Here is a 19,180-nt window from a genome sequence, read left to right as displayed (position 1 = left end):
CTCTACGTGTTGATAAAGCCTAAACTCCTTGAGCACGACATTAAACTTGGACGAGATGGGCTATTTGCCTCTTTGAGACGTGATGGTTTGCTGGTTAAACCAAAGAGAAGCTTCACCAAAACGACATTCAGCAAGCACTGGATGAAGAAACATCCTAACCTGCTGAAAGAGGAAGGGTTACATGATGCAGAGCATGTACTGGTTAGCGACATAACCTATCTTGAATCAGACCAAGGTGTACACTATCTGTCGCTGGTGACCGATGCTGCTTCTCGTAAAATAGTCGGTCATCACTTGAGTGAGGACATGAAAGCTGACAGCGTAGTGAAGGCCCTGAAAATGGCGGTTAAAGATAAGCGCTATATCGCTAACACGGTACACCACTCAGACCGAGGCTCACAATACTGCTCGGCAGTTTATCAGGATGAACTGTTGATAAACCAAATTCGACCCTCGATGACAGACGGTTATGATTGCTACCAAAATGCGTTGGCGGAAAGGATAAACGGAATACTGAAGCAGGAGTTTTTACTGTACCGATGTAAAACGCTTAAAGAAATGAAGATACTTGTAAAAGAATCGATAGCGATATACAACGCTATGAGGCCGCATCTGAGTTTAAATATGAAAACGCCCAATCAGGTGCACAATAGAAAAGGCCAGCTACTGGAGCTGGCCTAAAAATCGTCAACCTATCTTAGGACGGGTCAGTGTATTAGCAATACTAGAAAGTAGAGGTGTCGGTAAATAAACCCACTTTTAGGTCGTTGGCAGAGTAAATCTGGCGACCATCTACTTCTACTACACCATCAGCAATACCCATAACCAATTTGCGCATAATTACACGCTTCATTTGAATACGGTAAGTGACTTTTTTTGCGGTTGGTAATACTTGGCCGGTAAATTTAACTTCACCTACACCCAATGCGCGTCCTTTGCCCGGACCACCGCTCCAACCTAAGAAAAAGCCCACAAGTTGCCACATTGCATCTAAACCTAAGCAACCAGGCATTACTGGGTCGCCAGGGAAGTGACAATCAAAAAACCATAAATCAGGAGTAATGTCTAACTCAGCAACGATTTCACCGTTTCCAAATTCACCACCTTCGTGGGTGATTTTTAGAATACGGTCCATCATTAGCATGTTTGGTGCTGGTAACTTACTGTTTCCTTCACCAAATAAAAGGCCTTGGCTGCAATCAAGCAATTCTTGGCGTTCATAGCTAGTTTTACCTAGTTCTTTTTGCGAAACCTGAGTCATGAATTATACCTTTATAAAATTTGCCGATACTTTAGCGAACACGTGTACGCTAAACAAGTCCGATGTCCGAAAAATTCACTAAAACTTGAATAAGTCGGATATTTTCTTCAAAAGCCAACGAATTAAACCAATGTCATCGTTGGGTAGGTTGATTAGTTTGTAGATTTTTCCGTAAACACTTTGTTCATCGAGTAATTCACCCGCAGGCAAATTAAACAAATACGGTATTGCCTGGTGAATAGTAGAAACGGTGAAAATACTTAATTGCTTTTGCTCAACGGCACTCAATACGTCTTTAGAAAGGTTGAGTTGATTTAAGTTCGCTTCTGGGATCACGACAACAATGGGTTGCTCATTACTAACGATGCGAGCAACCCTTAAGTAACCTTCAATCTTTTCATTGATACCGCCTACAGCCAATACATTGCCTTTTTGGTCTAAAGCGCCAGTTACTGCAGTATTTTGCTGAATGGGAAGCTTTGAGATAGCACTTAGCAAGGCTAAGGCTGATGCAAGAGAGGCGCTATCACCGTCTATGTCATGATAAGACTGTTCAAATACGACGTTGCCGGAGTAGGGGAAATGATGCTCACTGGCAAATAATTGATTTAGAAAACCATGGATGATCATCATCGATTTAGCGTGAACATTTCCTGCTAGTTCAGCCTTTCGCTCTATATCGTTAAAGTCGCCGTCACCCTGAAACACATTTGCGGTTATTCTAATGGGCTCACCAAATGACAAACCCAAACCAGCGAAGTCGATAACCGATAAACCGTTAATTTGGCCAACTTGTTCACCGCTTAAGCAAATATTGGTTTGCTTATCTCTATAGGAAAGGTCACTAAATTTTTGCTGGTTGTTAACGTTGTTGCTTAGTAACTCTAGTGCTTGAGTAAAGCCCTGACTATTTGGCTTGAATTGCTTGAGCGTTAGTGATTGAAGTGGTGCAATCAACTCTTGCACATCTAAACTTAAATATTTTTGATGCTCACAAAGCCTAGCGGAGTAGCGCAACACACTTTCATAGAGTTCGGCTGTTAAGCTAGATAAGCCACGTAGAGCTAACTCGCCATTAATGTGGCTTAAATATAAATCGATATTGTTTGAAGTAGCTTCTATTTCTAGTGGCAGTTCTGTTTCTAAAAGCCCTAGGCTTCTTATAGTTGGGTCGAGCTCATATAAATCGGCGATGGCATTGGCATTGCCAACAAGCACTAACTTTGTGTTTATCGACAAGTTTTGTGGTTGGCTAGTTACTTTGTCGCCTTGCAGTTTATCCCAAGAAAGTATTGATGTAGCTAAACAAGCTTTTAGTTCAAACCAAAGCTTCGCTTCTGCAAGAACGTCTTCTGCATTGATTACCAATATGCCAGAAGCAGAGTGGTGAATAGCCCCTAAATTTACTTCCACTAACTCCGAGCAATGTTCAATAGGCTGAGAAAGGTACTGACCAAAAACCGACGTTCTAGTGAATTCGTGGCAATAGTTTAGCGTTGGCTTGCTAAGCCATGTTTTATAGAACTTTTGAATGGTAGAAAAAGATGGCAGTTCAACAAGGTACTCAAAAAGCTGTTTAATGAGTGTCAATACTGGTTTAGCAACTTGTGCTTCGGAGAGTCCTTGTAGAATTTTTGTTAGGGAGTCTGATTGAGACTCTTCCATAAACGCTAATTCTTCTCCGAGTTCTTTAGCTAACAGTTCTGAGCCAAAATCCTTATTTAGCAAATCTTCAATCTGAAGCATAGCTTGCTCAAACGCCTTTTGGCCTTGTTGAGTAAGCTCAATACAATATGGGCGTTTAGGCTGGATAGGGTTGAATATTAAGGCGTAAGCTAGTTGCTCTAAATTAAGATCTTTAGCAAAGTCAGCGAGTACTGAATGCAAATTGAAAAAACTAGGGCCTTGGCACACCATGACTTGTTGGTGATTATTGGGCTGTGTAAAGTAGTCAAAACTAGATTTAGCTATAGGCAATAAACTCGACCATTGAATGTCATTAGTTGGGTTTACGTTTTCTAGCGAAAATGTAGGTGTTAGTTTATCAATGCTTAAGGCTGATTCAGTCAATTCGTTTCTCAATGTTAAACGTTCAATATGTAGTTAAAACAGTTTGTTAGCTCTATAGAACAATAGCTGCTATCCAACCAAAAACCAACAGTGGTAAGTTGAAGTGCAAAAAAGTAGGTACAACCGTATCCCAAATATGATCATGCTGACCGTCACTGTTTAATCCAGCAGTAGGGCCAAGTGTTGAGTCTGAGGCCGGCGAGCCTGCATCACCCAAAGCAGCTGATGTTCCCACTAAGGCAACCGTCGCTAATTCAGAGAAACCGAGGGAGAGGGCGAGCGGTACGTATATAGCGGCAATAATGGGAATGGTCGAAAATGACGAACCTATTCCCATAGTAATCAGTAAGCCCATTAGCAATAGCATTGCAGCTGCGAAAGCCTTGTTATCACCAAGTATACTTTGAGCGCTATTCACTAAGTCGGGTACGCCCCCGGTAGCCTTCATAACCCCAGCAAAGCCATTTGCAGCGATCATAATGAATCCAATTAAGGCCATCAGTTTTACGCCTTCAACAAACAAATCTTGGCTGTTTTGGGGTTTTAAACCTGACGCAGTGGTGAGTAACAAAAAGCCCGCTAACGCGCCCATGATAATTGAATCGGTATAAACGTTTACTGCTAAAGCAACTAATATAATAGCGATGTTTAAAACAGTTTTTGCAGAGCTTGGTAATACCTTGCTTGTGCTTTGCTCACTATTCGTCGCCGCTGTTTGGTATGCTCTTGGCTTTCGATAAGAGAAAAGTATCGCTGTAGCAAGCCCTAATACCATTCCTAGGGCTGGTATCGTCATAGCAATGGGTAACTGGCTTTTATCAATCGTTAAACCTGCTGATGAAATGTTACCGTGTAGTAATTGGTTTAAGAATATGCTGCCAAAGCCATAGGGTAGCCACATATAAGTAGTGACCAAGCCGAAGGTGATGCAGCAAGCAATGATTCTGCGGTCCATATTTAGCTGATTAAAAACCGCTAGTAACGGTGGGATGAGTATCGGAATAAAGGCAATGTGCACCGGTACTAAGTTTTGCGAGCTTACCGCCATCAAAATAATAGCTGCAAGCATTAGCCATTTAACCAATGAAAGATGCTGCTCTTTATGAAGCTTCACTGTGCTTACAATTTTTCCGGTGATAATATCTGTTAAGCCACTTCTTGCAATGGCTACTGCAAATGCTCCTAGCAGAGCATAACTTAAGGCAATTTTTGCTCCATCACCTAAGCCCGCTTCAAACGCCGCTATGGTTTCATTTAGGCTGAGATCAGACAAAAGTCCACCGATGATTCCACTTACCGATAAAGCCAATACTACATTTACTCTAAGTAAACTTAGTATCAGCATTAAGCACACCGACAATACAACTGGATTAGCAATCATCACTTAATGATTCTCATCTTGGTCTGGTGTGGGTAGCGGCCAACCGCCAAGAGTTTTCCACTTGTTAACGATTAGACAAAACAGCTCTGCTGTTTTTTGCGCGTCGTATAGCGCAGAGTGTGCTTCTTCGTTGCTAAATTCTAAGCCCGCTTCTTTACAAGCCTTGGCCAATACAGTTTGACCCAAGGCTAGGGCACTTATACTGGTAGTATCAAAGCTTACAAAAGGGTGGAATGGATTACGCTTAATATTACAACGCTCTACCGCTGCGTTAAAAAATCCCATGTCAAAGGCTGCATTGTGAGCCACCATCACTGCTCTGTTACAACCATGGGCTTTTAATGCCTTGCGTATTGGCTTAAACATTTCTTTCAAAGCAAAGTCTTCGCTTACCGCACCACGCAAAGGGTTGTTTGGGTCTATCCCGGTAAACTCTAATGCGGCTTGTTCTAAGTTAGCGCCTTCAAAAGGCTCCACATTAAACTGGATCGTTTCCAGTACATGCAATTCGCCTTGTTGGTTAAAACTTAGCAAAACGGCTGCGATCTCTAATAAGGCATCTGTTTTAGCGTTAAAGCCAGCGGTTTCTATGTCGATAACTACTGGGTAGTAGCCGCGAAATCTACTAGACATTAATTCGGTCGTGAGTTCAGTAATGGTCATAATGTGGGTAAGTAATATTTGAAGCGCGCATTATTACAAAAGCTGCAAAGAATCGCTAATTTGCTTTAAAGATTATCGCCTAGATGCCGATAATTTATGGAGAAGAGAGGATTTCTGCTAATGAAACATTACTTATTGCTGCCTTTGGCATTAAGCGTCATGTCTGCCCATGCAAACGTGCGCAACTATTCAGCATCGTTAGATGACTCAACTTGGGTGGTATCAAACAAAACCCCTATTGAATGTAGAATGGATCATTTCATTCCATCTTTTGGTGTTGCGAGTTTCATTAGCCGGTCATCTAAAAATGTAAATCTAGATTTTTACTTAGACATGTACAAGATTTCCGCAGAGACTCATCAAGTCTCCTTACGCAGTGTTCCTCCCCAATGGAAGCCCGGCGCAAGCTCTAAACGGATTAGCGAGTTGTCTTTCTATCAGCAATTCGACGGTTACGTAAATGCTCAACCCGCTTGGCAGATGCTGAGTGAGCTAGAAGACGGTAATGTCCCTACCTTTTACTTTAACGATTGGTACGCGAGCAATAATACAACTGCGGTTGGAATATCCTCGATTAACTTTAAAACTCAATACAACGATTTCCTAAAGTGTGTAGGTCGCTTATTACCTTATTCATTTGATGACATCGCGTTTACCGTTTTAACCTACCAGTCAAATAGCAATGAGTTAACACCTCGTTCGAAGAAGCGCTTACAGCTAATTGGTGACTACGTTAAGCATGACCCAGAGATAGATGTAGTGTTGGTAGACGCCTATACCGATAGTTACGGCGGTAAGTGGATTAACCAAGAACTCTCTGAAAAGCGCGCGAACATGGTAAGAGATTACTTTAAGTCTGGCGGCTTAGATGAAAGTGTTATTGAAGTTTCTGGACATGGTGAACGCAGGCACGTTGCGCGTAACGACAATACCATGGGCCGAGAGCGAAACCGAAGAGTAGTTATCTCACTGGGTAAAGACCTGTTATAGAAAAAAGGTAGAGCGACTAGCTCTACCTTTTTGATCAACTTTAGAAAGGCGCACTTCTGTCTCGCGGTGCTGTTGGAGTACTCCAACGTTGCCTCGCAGATACTGGATCAGCTTGGTTATAAGCAATGGGCGTTTGCATTCGGTCTCCGTACAACCAAAGCACCATGTTAGAACGTTCACCGCTTCGTATTGGCTGAGAAGCGTGCGCAATATTGCCCCGATGAATCATTGCTGTTCCTGGCTCAAATGATAGCCTTTTAAAGCTTCCTGTGATTGGGTCGTAAAAATCAACTTCTGAACCGGTAAACTTTTCATCCGGTAAATTCATATTAATATTCATTGTTACCGAGGACGCATCGGTATGAAGGCGCAGAGATGTGTCCATTCCAGCTTGCCACTGAATAGAAAAACCAAAAGTTTGGTTGTCGTAGCCATATATTTCTGGAAACAACAGGCGCGCAATCGGGCGCATGTATTTGTCCAGTAATACTCGGTAAAACGCCTGAAAACTTGGAGCGGCAAGATAACCTTCTGATCGTTCGTCAAGCATCGCGCCATGTCGATTCAGTACTATTCCATAGGGCGGTCTTAAAGGTATATCCGCAGTGGCTACACTATCTAAGTATTGGCGTAACTCGCTTAGTTTTTCAGGGCTAAAAAACTGCGCAGTGTATACACCAGGAGCTGCCTCTTCCCACAAATCTTTAACTAGGATTTCGGTTGTTGGATCTTGCCAAGCCGTATTTACAGCGCTTTGTAATTTTTCATCTAGTAGAGATTCGCCAGAAACAAGTATTGAGCCACTGCTAGATTGTTCCCATTCACTCCATGCATTAGCGAGCAGCTGTTGGTTGTTAATCCAAAATGACTGCACAGAAGGTGAACGCGCAAGCATGTCTTGCCTTGAGGGGAGTGTTAGTGCGCGAGCTTTTTCAAGTTCACTATTTAGGCTTATTGCGGCATTTTTCATTTACGCTCTCCTGATTTTGTAATTGGGAATTCCCGACTAACTTGAGAGCAAATCTATTATGTTTAATGGCTTAGATAAATGGGCATTCAATTGAATCAGAATTCATTTTTTATTAAGAGTCGTAGCGAGCGTTGGCGAAAACTGCACTTGAAATGGGTCTACCACCTTATCTAACAGACCGATATTTTGTTGATACAACTCAGGCACTACATTTAGTCGACTTTATCTTTATACTCACATAAATCTTCAATAATGCATGAGCCGCAACGCGGTTTACGTGCAACACAAGTATAACGGCCATGCAAAATAAGCCAGTGGTGTACATCGACTTTAAATTCTTTTGGAACGACTTTTAAAAGTTTATTTTCAACTTCAACCACGTTTTTACCCATGGCGAATTTGGTGCGATTAGATACGCGGTCGATGTGGGTGTCCACAGCGATGGTTGGCCAACCGAACGCGGTGTTTAGCACTACGTTGGCAGTTTTCCTTCCTACGCCTGGCAGCGCTTCTAAGGCTTCTCGGCTTTCTGGAACTTCACCGCCGTGTTGTTCCAGGAGAATTTTGCAGGTTTTAATTAAGTTTTCAGCTTTCGAGTTAAACAAGCCAATGGTTTTAATGTAGCTTTTTAGCTCATCTACACCTAAATCAAAAATGGCTTGAGGCGTGTTAGCAACCGGGTAGAGTTTATCGGTTGCTTTGTTTACCGACACATCTGTGGCTTGCGCTGATAATAAAACTGCTGCGAGCAACTCAAAAGGACTAGAGAAGTTTAGCTCAGTGGTTGGGTGAGGGTTGTTATCTCTAAGACGAGTAAGTATTTCTAAACGTTTTTGTTTGTTCATGCGCTTTGAGTACTATCTGAAAGTGGTTCTGCTGATGCTTGTTTGGCTTTAGCTTTGTTATCAATCACATTTTTTAGGGCGATGATAAAACCCATTACCAAAAATGCGCCAGGAGGAAGAATCGCAACTAAAAAGTGTTCGTTAAAATCGACGATTTGAACATATAAGAAGGATGACCATTCGCCCAGCAGCAGCTCAATTCCGTAAAACAAACTGCCATTGCCTAATAACTCTCGAATAGCGCCAACCGCTACTAGCACAAGTCCAAAACCTAGACCCATCATTAATCCATCAAATGCCGCTGGCTTAACGCTGTTACGCGCAGCAAACGCCTCGGCCCTGCCAATAATGATACAGTTGGTCACAATGAGGGGAATGAATATCCCCAAGTTTTGATACAAGCCATAGGTATAAGCATTCATCAACAGTTGTATGCAGGTAACAAAGGATGCAATCACCATAACAAATACTGGAATGCGGATCTCTTTAGCTACCCATTTACGAATCAGTGATACCGTTGTGTTTGAGGCAATCAGTACCAGCATGGTTGCTACACCCAAGCCAAGCGCATTAGTTACCGTAGAGGTAACAGCAAGCAGAGGGCACAAGCCTAGCAGCTGAACTAATCCAGGATTGTTTTTCCAAAGGCCTTGCCAAGCTAATTGCTTATATTCGCTCATCAAATATTCCTTTAACAATCTGTAGCATTGTCATTAATGCTTTGCTGATTTTTGGCGTGATAAATTAATACGTTTTTGACTGCTTTTACCACGGCGCGTGGTGTAATTGTGGCGCCAGTAAAGGCGTCAAATTGGCCGCCGTCTTTTTTTACGGCCCAGCGAGAATCTTTTTCATCTATCAGGCCTTGGCCGTTAAACTGGTAAATCCAATCAGACTTTCGAGTTTCTACTTTATCACCTAAACCCGGTGTTTCGTTGTGTTGTACTACACGAACTCCGCTAATCGTTGAGTCTGCGTTTAAGCCTACTAGCAGGCGAATTTGACCGCTGTAACCATCTGGGGCGATAGTCTGGTAAACATATGCAGCTGTAACTTGGTTTAACTCAATGAGTCGAATGGTTTGGTCTTTATCGCTACCTAAAAACTGGGGTTCTTTAACGATTAAACACCGTTGCTGATAATCGCTAGTGGCCAATTCTTCTGATAAGACTTCATTGGTTGATCTAATCAGTTGAGCTTTAACTTGTTGTTCAATTCTTGGCTCTGTGAAGTAGTTAACGATGACAACTAACAAAGTGCAGGCAAAGGCGAACAAGGCCAACATCGCCGCGTTTTTTGTCATTGATTGGCGTTTAGTTGTCATTGCTACTTCCTTCGCCGTAACCATATACGCGGGGTTTGGTGAAGTGATCTATCATTGGCACTGCCATATTGGCGAGCAAAACTGCAAAGGCGATTGCGTCTGGGTAGCCGCCATAATTCCTGATCACAAATACTAATAGTGCAACTAAGCTTGCATATATCATTCTGCCTAGGTTGCTAGTTGCTGCGCTTACTGGGTCGGTTAGTATGAAAAATGCGCCAATCATGGTTGCGCCAGAAAATAGTTGTAGCAACACAGGAATAGAATGGTCAGGATTGATAGCAGCAGAAAGCAGACTCAAAACAAAAAGAGTCCCTACAAAAGCCAAAGGAATATGCCAGCGAATTACTTTTAAGTAAATTAGTGCTAAACCACCTGCTAAGTAGGCTACGTTAATCCATTGCCAACCAATACCTGCAAAGCCGCTGTAGATCTCATGGCTAGAAATTTCAGTAGAAGTAAAACCTAAAGTGAGTTGTGTTTTCATCTCATCAAGAGGCGTAGCTATGGTGTGACCATCGATGCTAGCAATTTGTTTAATGCTAAAACCGTCTACAGTAAAACCGTTAAAAATTAGCGAAAAACCATCGATGCTAGACAAGCTCTCAACTAACAAGCTCTGCGGCGGCATCCAGCTTGTCATGGTTACCGGAAAAGACACCAGCAACAACACGTATGCAGCCATAGCTGGATTAAAAATATTATGTCCAAGCCCGCCATACAAATGCTTTACAACAACTATCGCAAAGAAAGTACCGATCAGCGCTATCCACCAAGGAGCATAGGCTGGAAGTGCTAACCCAATTAAAATGCCGGTGACCAATGCACTGTTGTCACTTATGGTTGGCCATATTGGTCGCTTGCGCAAGATAAGCACTAAGGTTTCACTCAACACCGCTACGGTTGATGCGAGCATTACTTGTATTAAGGTGCCTATTCCAAAATGAAAACTTTGAACTAATAAACCTGGCAAAAGGCAAAGAATCACCCAAAACATCAATGTTTTGGTTTTTAGGGGCTTTCTAACGAAAGGAGAGCTTTTTATGTTAGTGCTATTCATTTGTGTCTTTCTCTTCGCGCTGTTGTTCTGCGAGCTTTTTAGCTTTAGCGCGAGCAACTGCCGCGGCAACCGCGGGGTTAACTTTTTTAGCTGGTTTTTCTGGGCTTGAGTTTGTATCAGCTACTGTATCGGCGATATTGGCCTTTTGGGCTTTAGCTTTGGCAACTGCTGCGGCTATAGCCTTAGACTTGCTATCGCTAGCATTAGCACTTCCATCACTCAGTGTGTTTTGTTGAACAGCTTCACCGCCAGCAGAAGTGGACTCAAAGGCTTCATCATCCTTGTTGTTAGTCTTGCTAGCTAACTCATTAACTTCCTCAGATTCAGCTAGCGCTGCTTTTTTGGCTTTAGCTCTGGCTATTGCTGCAGCAACAGCTGGGTTTGCTGAAGATTTTGCTGCAGGCTTATTTAAACTGTCGCCAGTTTGGTCTGTACTTGCTTCTTGGCTAGCTTGTTTTTTTGCTTTCGCTCGTGCTACCGCAGCGGCCACGGCTGGATTAGTAGCGGTAGTGGGCTCTGTTTGTTGTTGAGCTTCAGCCTTCTTCGCTTTAGCCCTTGCGATGGCGGCAGCCACAGCAGGGTTACTAGATTTGCTACCTTCGCCTTCAACTGCAGTAGTTTCGGATTCTTGACCTTGTTGCTTCTTGGCTTTTGCGCGCGCGATAGCTGCCGCGACCGCTGGGTTAGGGCTAGTTTTGCTTTCGTCGTCTCGCTTAGCTCTTCTTTCAGCTTTAAGAGCTTCACGAGCAGCAATCGCCGCTTGGTTATCTGGTACCCATTCACCGGTTTCATCTTGTTTAGCTGCTGGGCTACCGGCTTGTTTGTTTTTTACTCTTGCTAATGCTGCAGCAACGGGATCAGGTTTATTTTGCTTAGCACTGTCTTCTGCTTGAGCTTGTCGACGTAAAGCAGCTTGTTGATGTTTTGCTTTGCGTTCTAACTTGTCCTTTTCTAAACGCGCTTGGCGAGCATCAAAGCGCTGTTTGGCTATATCTGCTTCTTTTTGCGCTAAATCTTCACTGCGTATTTTGGCTTTTGCTGTTCGGTAGTGTTGCACCAAAGAAATTTCGCTTGGACACACAAAGGCACAGGCTCCACATTCAATGCAGTCCATCATATTGAAGTTACGCGCTTTGTTCAGCTCATCGCCTTTGGCATACCAATACAACTGCTGAGGTAGCAACCCCATTGGGCAGGCTTGAGCACATTCGCCACAACGAATACACGGTGACTCATTGTCAGCTGCCATTGGATTATTAACAATTAAGCAGTTGGTTGTTTTAACCACCGGTGCTTGGTTGTTAGGCAGCATGAAGCCCATCATTGAGCCGCCCATGATGGTAGGTGCGTTATGTTCACCCTGCAGCTTTTTGCTGATCACATCGTTTACTGCTGTGCCAATTGGTACCCAGTAATTGCTTGGGCTTGTTACAAGATCACCTGCGAGTGTGACTATTCGGGATATTAAAGGTTCGCCAAGTGTGACTGCGCGATGTACGGCGTAAGCAGTACCTACATTTTGCACCAGCATGCCCAAGTCAATCGGTAGCTGATTAGCCTTAACTTCTTTTCCAGTAAGTACTTGAATAAGTTGTTTTTCGCCACCAGAAGGGTATTTGGTGGGAATGCTTCGGATGATGATATCTTGTGTGCTAGCGGCTTCTAAGGCTTTAATGGCTTTAGGTTTATCATCTTCGACTGCAACAATGGTAAGCGCTGGCTTGAGTACTTTTTGCAGTAAAGCAACACCACCAATAATTTCAGCGGCATAGTTCTGCATTAAACAATCGTCTGCTGATATATAGGGCTCGCATTCGGCGCCGTTTATAATCAGTACATCCAAAGGCTTGTGCGGTGTAATTTTTAAAGCTGTAGGGAAGCCTGCGCCACCCATACCGGATATTCCTGATAAATGAACGCGTTGGCAAATGGCTTCAGGGCTTAACTCTTCATCACGCAGAGGGTTTGGCCATTGGGCATCTTGTTGCTTTGCATCTACGCGGATCACAACACTTAACTCGGGAATGGCTGAAGCATGCGCTGATACTCTTGGCTCAATCGCGATAATCTCACCAGAAAGTGAGGCATGAACTGGTGGTGCTTGAAAGAACTGAGATTCAGTTAAGGCTTGCCCACGTAATACCTTTTCGCCAACTTCTACGAGTAACTTTCCCGCGCTGCCGATGTGTTGCTGAACGGGTATACTTAACTCTTTAGGCAAGTTAATAAGTTCAGGTTTATCACAGTTGATATCCTGTTTTTTGGTTTCTGGGTGAACACCGCCTTGGTAGTTCCAAGTAAAACCCTGCTTAATTTTGTCTAACCACGCCACCATCTATTTTTGTTCCTCGATGATTGCGACATCAATTTGGTTCAATTTCCAATCCCAGTTCTTGGTTGTTGTAGGTATCGGGCGCATTTCAATACAGTCGGTTGGGCAGGGGGCTACACAAAGCTCACATCCGGTACACTCTTTAGTAATAACGGTGTGCATGTGTTTATTAGCGCCCATAATGGCATCAACAGGGCAGGCTTGAATACACTTGGTACAACCGATACACGCATCTTCTACGATGTAGGCAACTTTTTTTCGGTCATCTTCTTTAAAGGCTGATTCATCCAGAGGGATCGCTTCAACCCCAAGTAATTCTGCTAGTTTTACTACTGTCTCTTCGCCACCTGGTGGGCATTTATTTATAGCTTCACCATTAGCAATGGCTTCGGCATAAGGGCGACAACCAGGATGACCACATTGGCCACACTGTGTTTGTGGCAGCAATGCTTCCACTTGGTCGGCAATTGGGTTGCCTTCAACTTTATATTTGATAGCTGCATAACCCAGTATTCCACCGAAGACTAAGGCTAACAGGGTGATTGCAATGAGTGCTTCTAACATCTAAATATACTACTTAATTAATCCAGTAAAACCGACAAAGGCTAAGGACATAAGCCCCGCCGTGATCATGGCGATCGCCGCACCCTTAAACGGTAGTGGTATATCAGCTACCACTAAGCGCTCACGCATTGCTGAGAACAAAATTAACACTAGAGAGAAACCCGCTGCTGCGCCAAAACCATAGATAATTGATTCAAATAGATCATGCTGCTCATTAATGTTTAATAGCGCCACGCCTAATACCGCACAGTTAGAGGTGATAAGCGGTAGATAAATGCCTAATACTCGGTGTAACGCTGGGCTGGCTTTTTGTACAAACATCTCAGTGAACTGCACGACAACGGCTATTACCAAGATAAAGCTCATGGTGCGCAGATACACAATATCTAGTGGCAACAATATGTATTGTTCTACTAGATAAGAACTCATTGAGGCGAGGGTAAGCACAAAAGTGGTCGCTAAAGCCATACCTATAGCGGTTTCTACTTTGCTGGACACACCCATAAATGGGCATAGACCCAAAAACTTAACCAGCACAAAATTGTTAACCAGTACGGTACTGATTAATAATAACAAATATTCAGTCATTTAAATAAGATGCAGCGGAACGAGCCGCTATTATCCTTGTTTGTGGTACGTATAACAACCGTGACTTCAATGTGGAAAAGGCGCTAAAAATTTGCTGTGAGTTGTGAATCATTTTTGAGCGATTAAATCTACTTTTTACCCTTCGGTTGATCTCGATCATTTGTATTTGCTTTATCCTTAAAATCTCTCGACTACTATATCTAGTGGGATCTAAAATCCTTAACCACAATATATGGATAACCATCACATTGGGCGCATTTTTGAGCAGTTCATTGTTAGAAGCCTTTAGCGGCGCGGGTTCCACAGTTTTTTATTTAGTGAGTGAGTGAAATTGGAGCGTAAATCGTGAAAACAGTCGTGATAAAACGAGACGGAAGCCGTGTACCTTACGACGCAAAGCGGATTGTAGATGCAGTACTTAAAGCAGCAGAAGCTTTAGGTGTTAAGGATAACCTAGTTGCATTACAAATTACCCAAAAAGTAACCGAGCAGTTTTTGAACTTACCTGAAGTAGATATCAATGATATCCAATCTTCGGTAGAAAACTACTTGATGGAAAGTGACAACAAAACCTTAGCCAGAGCCTACATTGAGTATCGTCACGACCGTGATGTTGCGCGCGAAAAGCGTAGTGTACTGAACGCTGAAATCCGTGGTTTGGTTGAGCAAAGTAACGCAGCGCTATTAAACGAAAATGCTAACAAAGACAGCAAGGTTATCCCAACTCAACGCGATTTATTAGCGGGCATTGTGGCAAAGCACTACGCAAAAACTCACTTACTTCCGCGTGACGTTGTAAAGGCACACGAAACAGGCGAAATCCATTTTCACGATTTAGATTACGCGCCATTTTTCCCAATGTTTAACTGTATGCTTATCGACTTAGAAGGCATGTTAACCGGTGGGTTCAAAATGGGTAACGCTGAAATTGAAACGCCAAAATCAATTTCAACGGCGACTGCCGTAACTGCCCAAATCATCGCTCAGGTTGCCAGTCATATTTATGGTGGCACAACAATTAATCGCATCGATGAGATTTTGTCGCCTTACGTAACTAAAAGTCACGAAAAGCACTTAGCTACTGCGAATAAATGGCAAATAGCGGATGCCGAAGCTTACGCTAAAGCACAAACTGAAAAAGAATGTCACGATGCATTCCAGTCTCTAGAGTACGAAGTAAACACCCTACACACTGCGAATGGGCAAACACCATTTGTTACTTTTGGTTTTGGCTTGGGTTCTTGCTGGGCTTCGCGACTCATTCAACGTTCAATCCTAGATAATCGTATTGCAGGGTTAGGCAAAAATGCCAAAACAGCGGTGTTCCCTAAACTTGTATTTGCAATTAAAGATGGCTTAAACCATAAGAAAACCGATCCAAGCTACGATATTAAGCAGTTGGCATTAGAATGTGCTTCTAAACGCATGTATCCGGATATCCTAAACTACGACAAAGTTGTCGAAGTAACGGGCTCATTTAAAACCCCAATGGGGTGTCGTAGTTTCTTAGGTCACTACCAAGAAGAAGGTAAAGACATTCATGATGGTCGTAATAACCTTGGTGTGGTCAGCTTAAACCTACCGCGCATCGCCATAGAGGCCAAAGGTGATGAGCAACGCTTCTTCGAACTTCTCGATCAGCGTTTAAGCGTAGCGAAACACGGATTAGATAGTCGTATTTCTCGCCTAAAAGGTGTGAAGGCAAAGGTTGCTCCAATCCTATATATGGAAGGTGCTTGTGGTGTGCGTTTAAATGCCGAAGATGATGTGTCGAAAATCTTTGAGAATGGCCGAGCGTCAATTTCATTAGGTTACATTGGCTTACATGAAACCGTAAATGCTCTATACGAAAACAGCGACCACGTTTACGACAGCAAACAGCTACAACAAAAAGCTATCGGCATCGTGACTGCCTTAAAACAAGCCACTTTACGTTGGGAAAAAGAAAGTGGTTACGCGTTCAGCTTATATAGCACGCCAAGCGAAAACTTATGCGATCGCTTCTGCCGCTTAGACGCTAAAAAGTTTGGGGTGATTGAGGGCGTAACTGATAAAGGTTACTACACCAATAGCTTCCACTTAGATGTAGAAAAGAAAGTAAATCCTTTCGACAAGATTGATTTTGAACAGCCTTATCCTTCTGTAACCAGTGGCGGTTTTATCTGTTACGGTGAATATCCGAACATGCAGCACAACACAGAAGCCTTAGAAGATGTTTGGGATTACAGCTATAGTCGCGTTCCTTATTACGGCACTAATACGCCTATTGATGAATGTTACGAGTGTGATTTTACCGGCGAGTTTAACTGTACCAGTAAGGGATTTGAGTGTCCTTCTTGTGGCAATACTGAATCGAGTAAGGTATCTGTTACTCGACGAGTATGTGGCTATTTAGGAAGCCCTGATGCACGTCCATTTAACTATGGCAAACAAGAAGAAGTTAAACGCCGAGTGAAACATTTGTAAATGAATTATTTGAGTTACCATTCGGTAGATGTGGTGAACGGACAAGGTACACGCTGTACCTTGTTTGTTGCTGGCTGTGAGCACCAATGTCGCGGTTGCTATAACCAAAAGTCATGGCGTTGCGATGCGGGTCACGCTTACACCGCAGAGTTAGAGCAACAGATCATCAATGATTTAAACGACACAAGGATTCGCCGAAAGGGGCTTAGCTTAAGTGGCGGCGACCCGCTGCATCCTAATAATTTAGATGCTGTACAACGCCTAGTCGAGCGGGTAAAAACAGAGTGTGCTGGTAAAGATATTTGGATGTGGACCGGGTATCGCCTAGAAGAACTAAGCCAGCAACAACAGGCCATCGTTAAACAAGTAGATACCTTAATAGATGGAAAATTTGAGCAAGAACTGGCTGATCCAAAATTACAATGGCGTGGCAGTAGCAATCAAATCATCCACTGCCAACCCCTTCAGTAATTAAGCAATAAGCTCGGGGCGAGATATTAAGTAGCCCTGCAAGCTGTCTACATACATCGATTCAAGCAGTTGTTTTTGCTCTAAGGTTTCAACACCTTGAGCAATAACTTGGCAACCAAGTCGATGTGATACTTCTACCAACATACTTACAAATTGTTGATTGGCTTTATCACTTTCAAGAGCCTGCACTAAATCACTGCTGATCTTTACGTAGTTAGGTTTAAGTTCTTTAAATAACTTAAACGAACCAATACCGTTACCAAAATCAGCAATGGCAGTGTGGCAGCTGTTCCGGCGAAGCACTTCGAACAGTTTTCTAGCGTTGCTTAAGTGCATATCTAATATTTCTTCTTCTAACTCAAAAACGACCCGAGATTTTAAATTAGGGTAGGTGAGTAGCAACTGTGTTAGCCAAGAACAAAAGTCAGGGTCGGTTAAGATAAGCTTGCTTAGATTTATTCCCCAGCGATATTCAGCATTTTGGCTAGAGATGGTATGAAGAATGTAGCCGATAGTTGCCTTTTCAAGCTCTAATATCATGCCCAGGCGCTGTGCCATTACCATGGTAGTTTCTGTAGGTAGCTGCTGCTGATTGTCACTTAAAAACCGAATAAAGACTTCATGGTACGCAGGCATTGTACGATGCAGCGATTGGATGGCTTGGGAGGCTAGTCGGAAGTTACTTTTGTTAATCAGCGAACTAATGGTTGAGTGCCACTGTAGTTCGCTACTTTCTAATGTTTCATCATCTTCGAGCACTATTTCCCAGCCGTTGGGAGATAAGCTTTGAGCGATAGCTAATGCGGCATCGGCACGAGCAATCACTCGTTCTATAGAGTCACCGCTTTTAAGTTCGGTTACACCGGTATACGCGGCGCTTTGCATTTGCTTACCATTACTGTATTCATTTAAAGAGCTTTTTAAAGCCTGAGCTATTTGGCTGACTCTGCTGGCAGGAAACTTAGGCAATATTAGAGCGAACTCTGCTCCTAATAATCTAAATAACGAACTAGACGAGTAATCTTTACGGTTTACATCGATTATCTTGGCGATATCTCTAATGTAATCATCACCCGCTTGGTGGCCACGCGCTTTGTTTATTTCTTCAAGCTGCGAGGCTCTTACTAAAAACAACACCGTATCTTTAGGTGTTGTTTTTAACATTTCCTGCATTTTTTGACGGAAAGAGTGTCGATTAAATTGACCGGTTAATGGGTCTAAAGCTACTTGCTTTTCAAGTTGTTGAATGGCGTGTTTTTGTTGGCGGATTTGCTGAGTAAACTGCTGTTTTTGATCTTTGATTAACTCGCCTACAGCGCCAAGTACCGGTTTTTCGTCCACTAAGCGATCAGCGTTTACTAATTTTTTCAGTTTGCTCTTAACACGTGACATAGCACGTATATATAGAAGGCTGGTAAGTAAATAGCCCATGGCACAAAGCGCGGCTATGGTGAGATACAAACGCAAATAGCCATCGCTGACAAATTCAAAAGAAGGCTTAAAGTTTACTTGGAATTTATCAACAGCAATGGTTTGCATGGCTGTTTTACTCGGTTCAGCTAAGTCAACTAACCAATGTTGAGTAGCACCAACTAAAGCCAGGGTATTATCTACGGCTAACTGGGTAGATATAAAACTAAGTTGGTGTTGGTCACGTAAAGTGGCTAAGTAATCTTGATTGAGCTGGCCTACTTCAGTTAACTGCAAAGAGAGCAGGGTATTGATCTGTTGGTTTTCACGCGCTAAATCCAGTTTAAACAACTGTACGTGCACGCCCACCAGCGCAATCCATAGCGCGATAAATAAAAAAGCATTTACAACAAAAAATGTTCTAAGGCCTTTCATATCCTACCTGTTTAATAAATCAGCAATCTCTAATGATGATACATGCAAACATTAGACTTATCTATCAGATGCTTAGGATTAGGTAATATATTTTGAGGATTGGTAATTTTCGAAAAGGAGATAGCAGGAACAAGAAAGAAAGTGTGGCTCCCCAGGTTGGGTTTGAACCAACGACACATGGATTAACAGTCCACCGCTCTACCAACTGAGCTACTGGGGAATTATAGGGCTTACTAGATAAAAGGAGTGGCTCCCCAAGTTGGGCTTGAACCAACGACACATGGATTAACAGTCCACCGCTCTACCAACTGAGCTATTGGGGAATCGTAAGGTATATCTAGTTATATGAT

At 42.9% G+C, this 19,180-nt stretch carries 17 protein-coding genes and 2 tRNA genes; 4 read left to right on the top strand and 15 right to left on the bottom strand.

All coding sequences use genetic code 11. The features are described from left to right. On the top strand, positions 1-681 hold a 681-nt coding region (locus G6R11_RS18330; RefSeq protein WP_163134514.1), incomplete at its 5' end, for an IS3 family transposase. Positions 682-724: 43 nt separating this feature from the next. Here G6R11_RS18330 and fabA read toward each other — a convergent pair. The 4 genes from fabA to rnt all read right to left on the bottom strand — a co-directional run bounded on the left by fabA (position 725) and on the right by rnt (position 5,375). Next, entirely contained in the window at positions 725-1,261 is a 537-nt protein-coding gene (gene fabA / locus G6R11_RS18325; protein ID WP_163134513.1) for a bifunctional 3-hydroxydecanoyl-ACP dehydratase/trans-2-decenoyl-ACP isomerase, read from the bottom strand. A 78-nt stretch (positions 1,262-1,339) separates the two neighbouring features. After that, positions 1,340-3,331, bottom strand: coding sequence for an AAA family ATPase (locus G6R11_RS18320; RefSeq protein ID WP_163134512.1), 1,992 nt, complete (start codon positions 3,329-3,331; stop codon positions 1,340-1,342). A 52-nt stretch (positions 3,332-3,383) separates the two neighbouring features. Then, positions 3,384-4,712, bottom strand: a complete 1,329-nt coding sequence (locus G6R11_RS18315) for a Na+/H+ antiporter family protein (RefSeq protein ID WP_163134518.1) — start codon at positions 4,710-4,712, stop codon at positions 3,384-3,386. Between the two features lie 3 nt (positions 4,713-4,715). Continuing rightward, positions 4,716-5,375 carry a ribonuclease T gene (gene rnt / locus G6R11_RS18310; protein WP_205472924.1) on the bottom strand — a complete coding sequence of 220 codons (660 nt, stop codon included), beginning with the start codon at positions 5,373-5,375 and terminating at the stop codon, positions 4,716-4,718. Between the two features lie 120 nt (positions 5,376-5,495). Between rnt and G6R11_RS18305 the strand changes: the two genes are divergently transcribed. Further along, complete coding sequence (locus G6R11_RS18305) at positions 5,496-6,365, top strand: OmpA family protein (protein ID WP_163134510.1); 870 nt, start codon at positions 5,496-5,498, stop codon at positions 6,363-6,365. 40 nt (positions 6,366-6,405) lie between these two features. Here G6R11_RS18305 and G6R11_RS18300 read toward each other — a convergent pair whose 3' ends face one another. From G6R11_RS18300 to rsxA, 8 genes are all read right to left on the bottom strand, one after another. Continuing rightward, entirely contained in the window at positions 6,406-7,335 is a 930-nt protein-coding gene (locus G6R11_RS18300) for a 2OG-Fe(II) oxygenase (RefSeq protein WP_163134509.1), read from the bottom strand. Positions 7,336-7,547: 212 nt separating this feature from the next. Beyond that, positions 7,548-8,180, bottom strand: a complete 633-nt coding sequence (gene nth / locus G6R11_RS18295; protein ID WP_163134508.1) for an endonuclease III — start codon at positions 8,178-8,180, stop codon at positions 7,548-7,550. After that, positions 8,177-8,860 (bottom strand): electron transport complex subunit E, encoded by a 684-nt coding sequence (locus G6R11_RS18290; RefSeq protein WP_163134507.1) that lies wholly within the window; start codon positions 8,858-8,860, stop codon positions 8,177-8,179. The genes nth and G6R11_RS18290 overlap by 4 nt, the downstream gene beginning before the upstream one ends. Before the next feature lie 11 nt (positions 8,861-8,871). Continuing rightward, on the bottom strand, positions 8,872-9,504 hold the full coding sequence (gene rsxG / locus G6R11_RS18285) for an electron transport complex subunit RsxG (RefSeq protein ID WP_163134506.1): 633 nt from the start codon (positions 9,502-9,504) through the stop codon (positions 8,872-8,874). Then, on the bottom strand, positions 9,494-10,564 hold the full coding sequence (gene rsxD / locus G6R11_RS18280; RefSeq protein ID WP_163134505.1) for an electron transport complex subunit RsxD: 1,071 nt from the start codon (positions 10,562-10,564) through the stop codon (positions 9,494-9,496). Before rsxD ends, rsxG begins: the two co-directional genes overlap by 11 nt. Further along, entirely contained in the window at positions 10,557-12,899 is a 2,343-nt protein-coding gene (rsxC, locus tag G6R11_RS18275) for an electron transport complex subunit RsxC (RefSeq protein WP_163134504.1), read from the bottom strand. The genes rsxD and rsxC overlap by 8 nt, the downstream gene beginning before the upstream one ends. Beyond that, entirely contained in the window at positions 12,900-13,460 is a 561-nt protein-coding gene (gene rsxB, locus G6R11_RS18270; protein ID WP_163134503.1) for an electron transport complex subunit RsxB, read from the bottom strand. A 9-nt stretch (positions 13,461-13,469) separates the two neighbouring features. Then, on the bottom strand, positions 13,470-14,048 hold the full coding sequence (gene rsxA / locus G6R11_RS18265) for an electron transport complex subunit RsxA (RefSeq protein ID WP_016401451.1): 579 nt from the start codon (positions 14,046-14,048) through the stop codon (positions 13,470-13,472). 345 nt (positions 14,049-14,393) lie between these two features. On the opposite strand from rsxA, the gene nrdD reads away from it, so the two are divergent. Next, on the top strand, positions 14,394-16,514 hold the full coding sequence (nrdD, locus tag G6R11_RS18260) for an anaerobic ribonucleoside-triphosphate reductase (protein WP_163134502.1): 2,121 nt from the start codon (positions 14,394-14,396) through the stop codon (positions 16,512-16,514). Next, positions 16,515-16,985, top strand: coding sequence for an anaerobic ribonucleoside-triphosphate reductase-activating protein (gene nrdG / locus G6R11_RS18255; protein WP_163134501.1), 471 nt, complete (start codon positions 16,515-16,517; stop codon positions 16,983-16,985). It begins immediately after the preceding gene. Here the strand turns inward: nrdG and G6R11_RS18250 are convergent, their stop codons facing one another. The 3 genes from G6R11_RS18250 to G6R11_RS18240 form a co-directional block, all read right to left on the bottom strand. Then, on the bottom strand, positions 16,986-18,830 hold the full coding sequence (locus G6R11_RS18250; protein WP_163134500.1) for an EAL domain-containing protein: 1,845 nt from the start codon (positions 18,828-18,830) through the stop codon (positions 16,986-16,988). 144 nt (positions 18,831-18,974) lie between these two features. Next, positions 18,975-19,050, bottom strand: a tRNA-Asn gene (locus G6R11_RS18245). Between the two features lie 27 nt (positions 19,051-19,077). Continuing rightward, positions 19,078-19,153 (bottom strand) — tRNA-Asn (locus G6R11_RS18240). Between the last annotated feature and the right edge of the window lie 27 nt (positions 19,154-19,180).

The organism is Agarivorans sp. Alg241-V36, assembly GCF_900537085.1.
GTDB lineage: Bacteria > Pseudomonadota > Gammaproteobacteria > Enterobacterales > Celerinatantimonadaceae > Agarivorans.
This window is presented reverse-complemented; position numbering and strand designations above follow the sequence as displayed.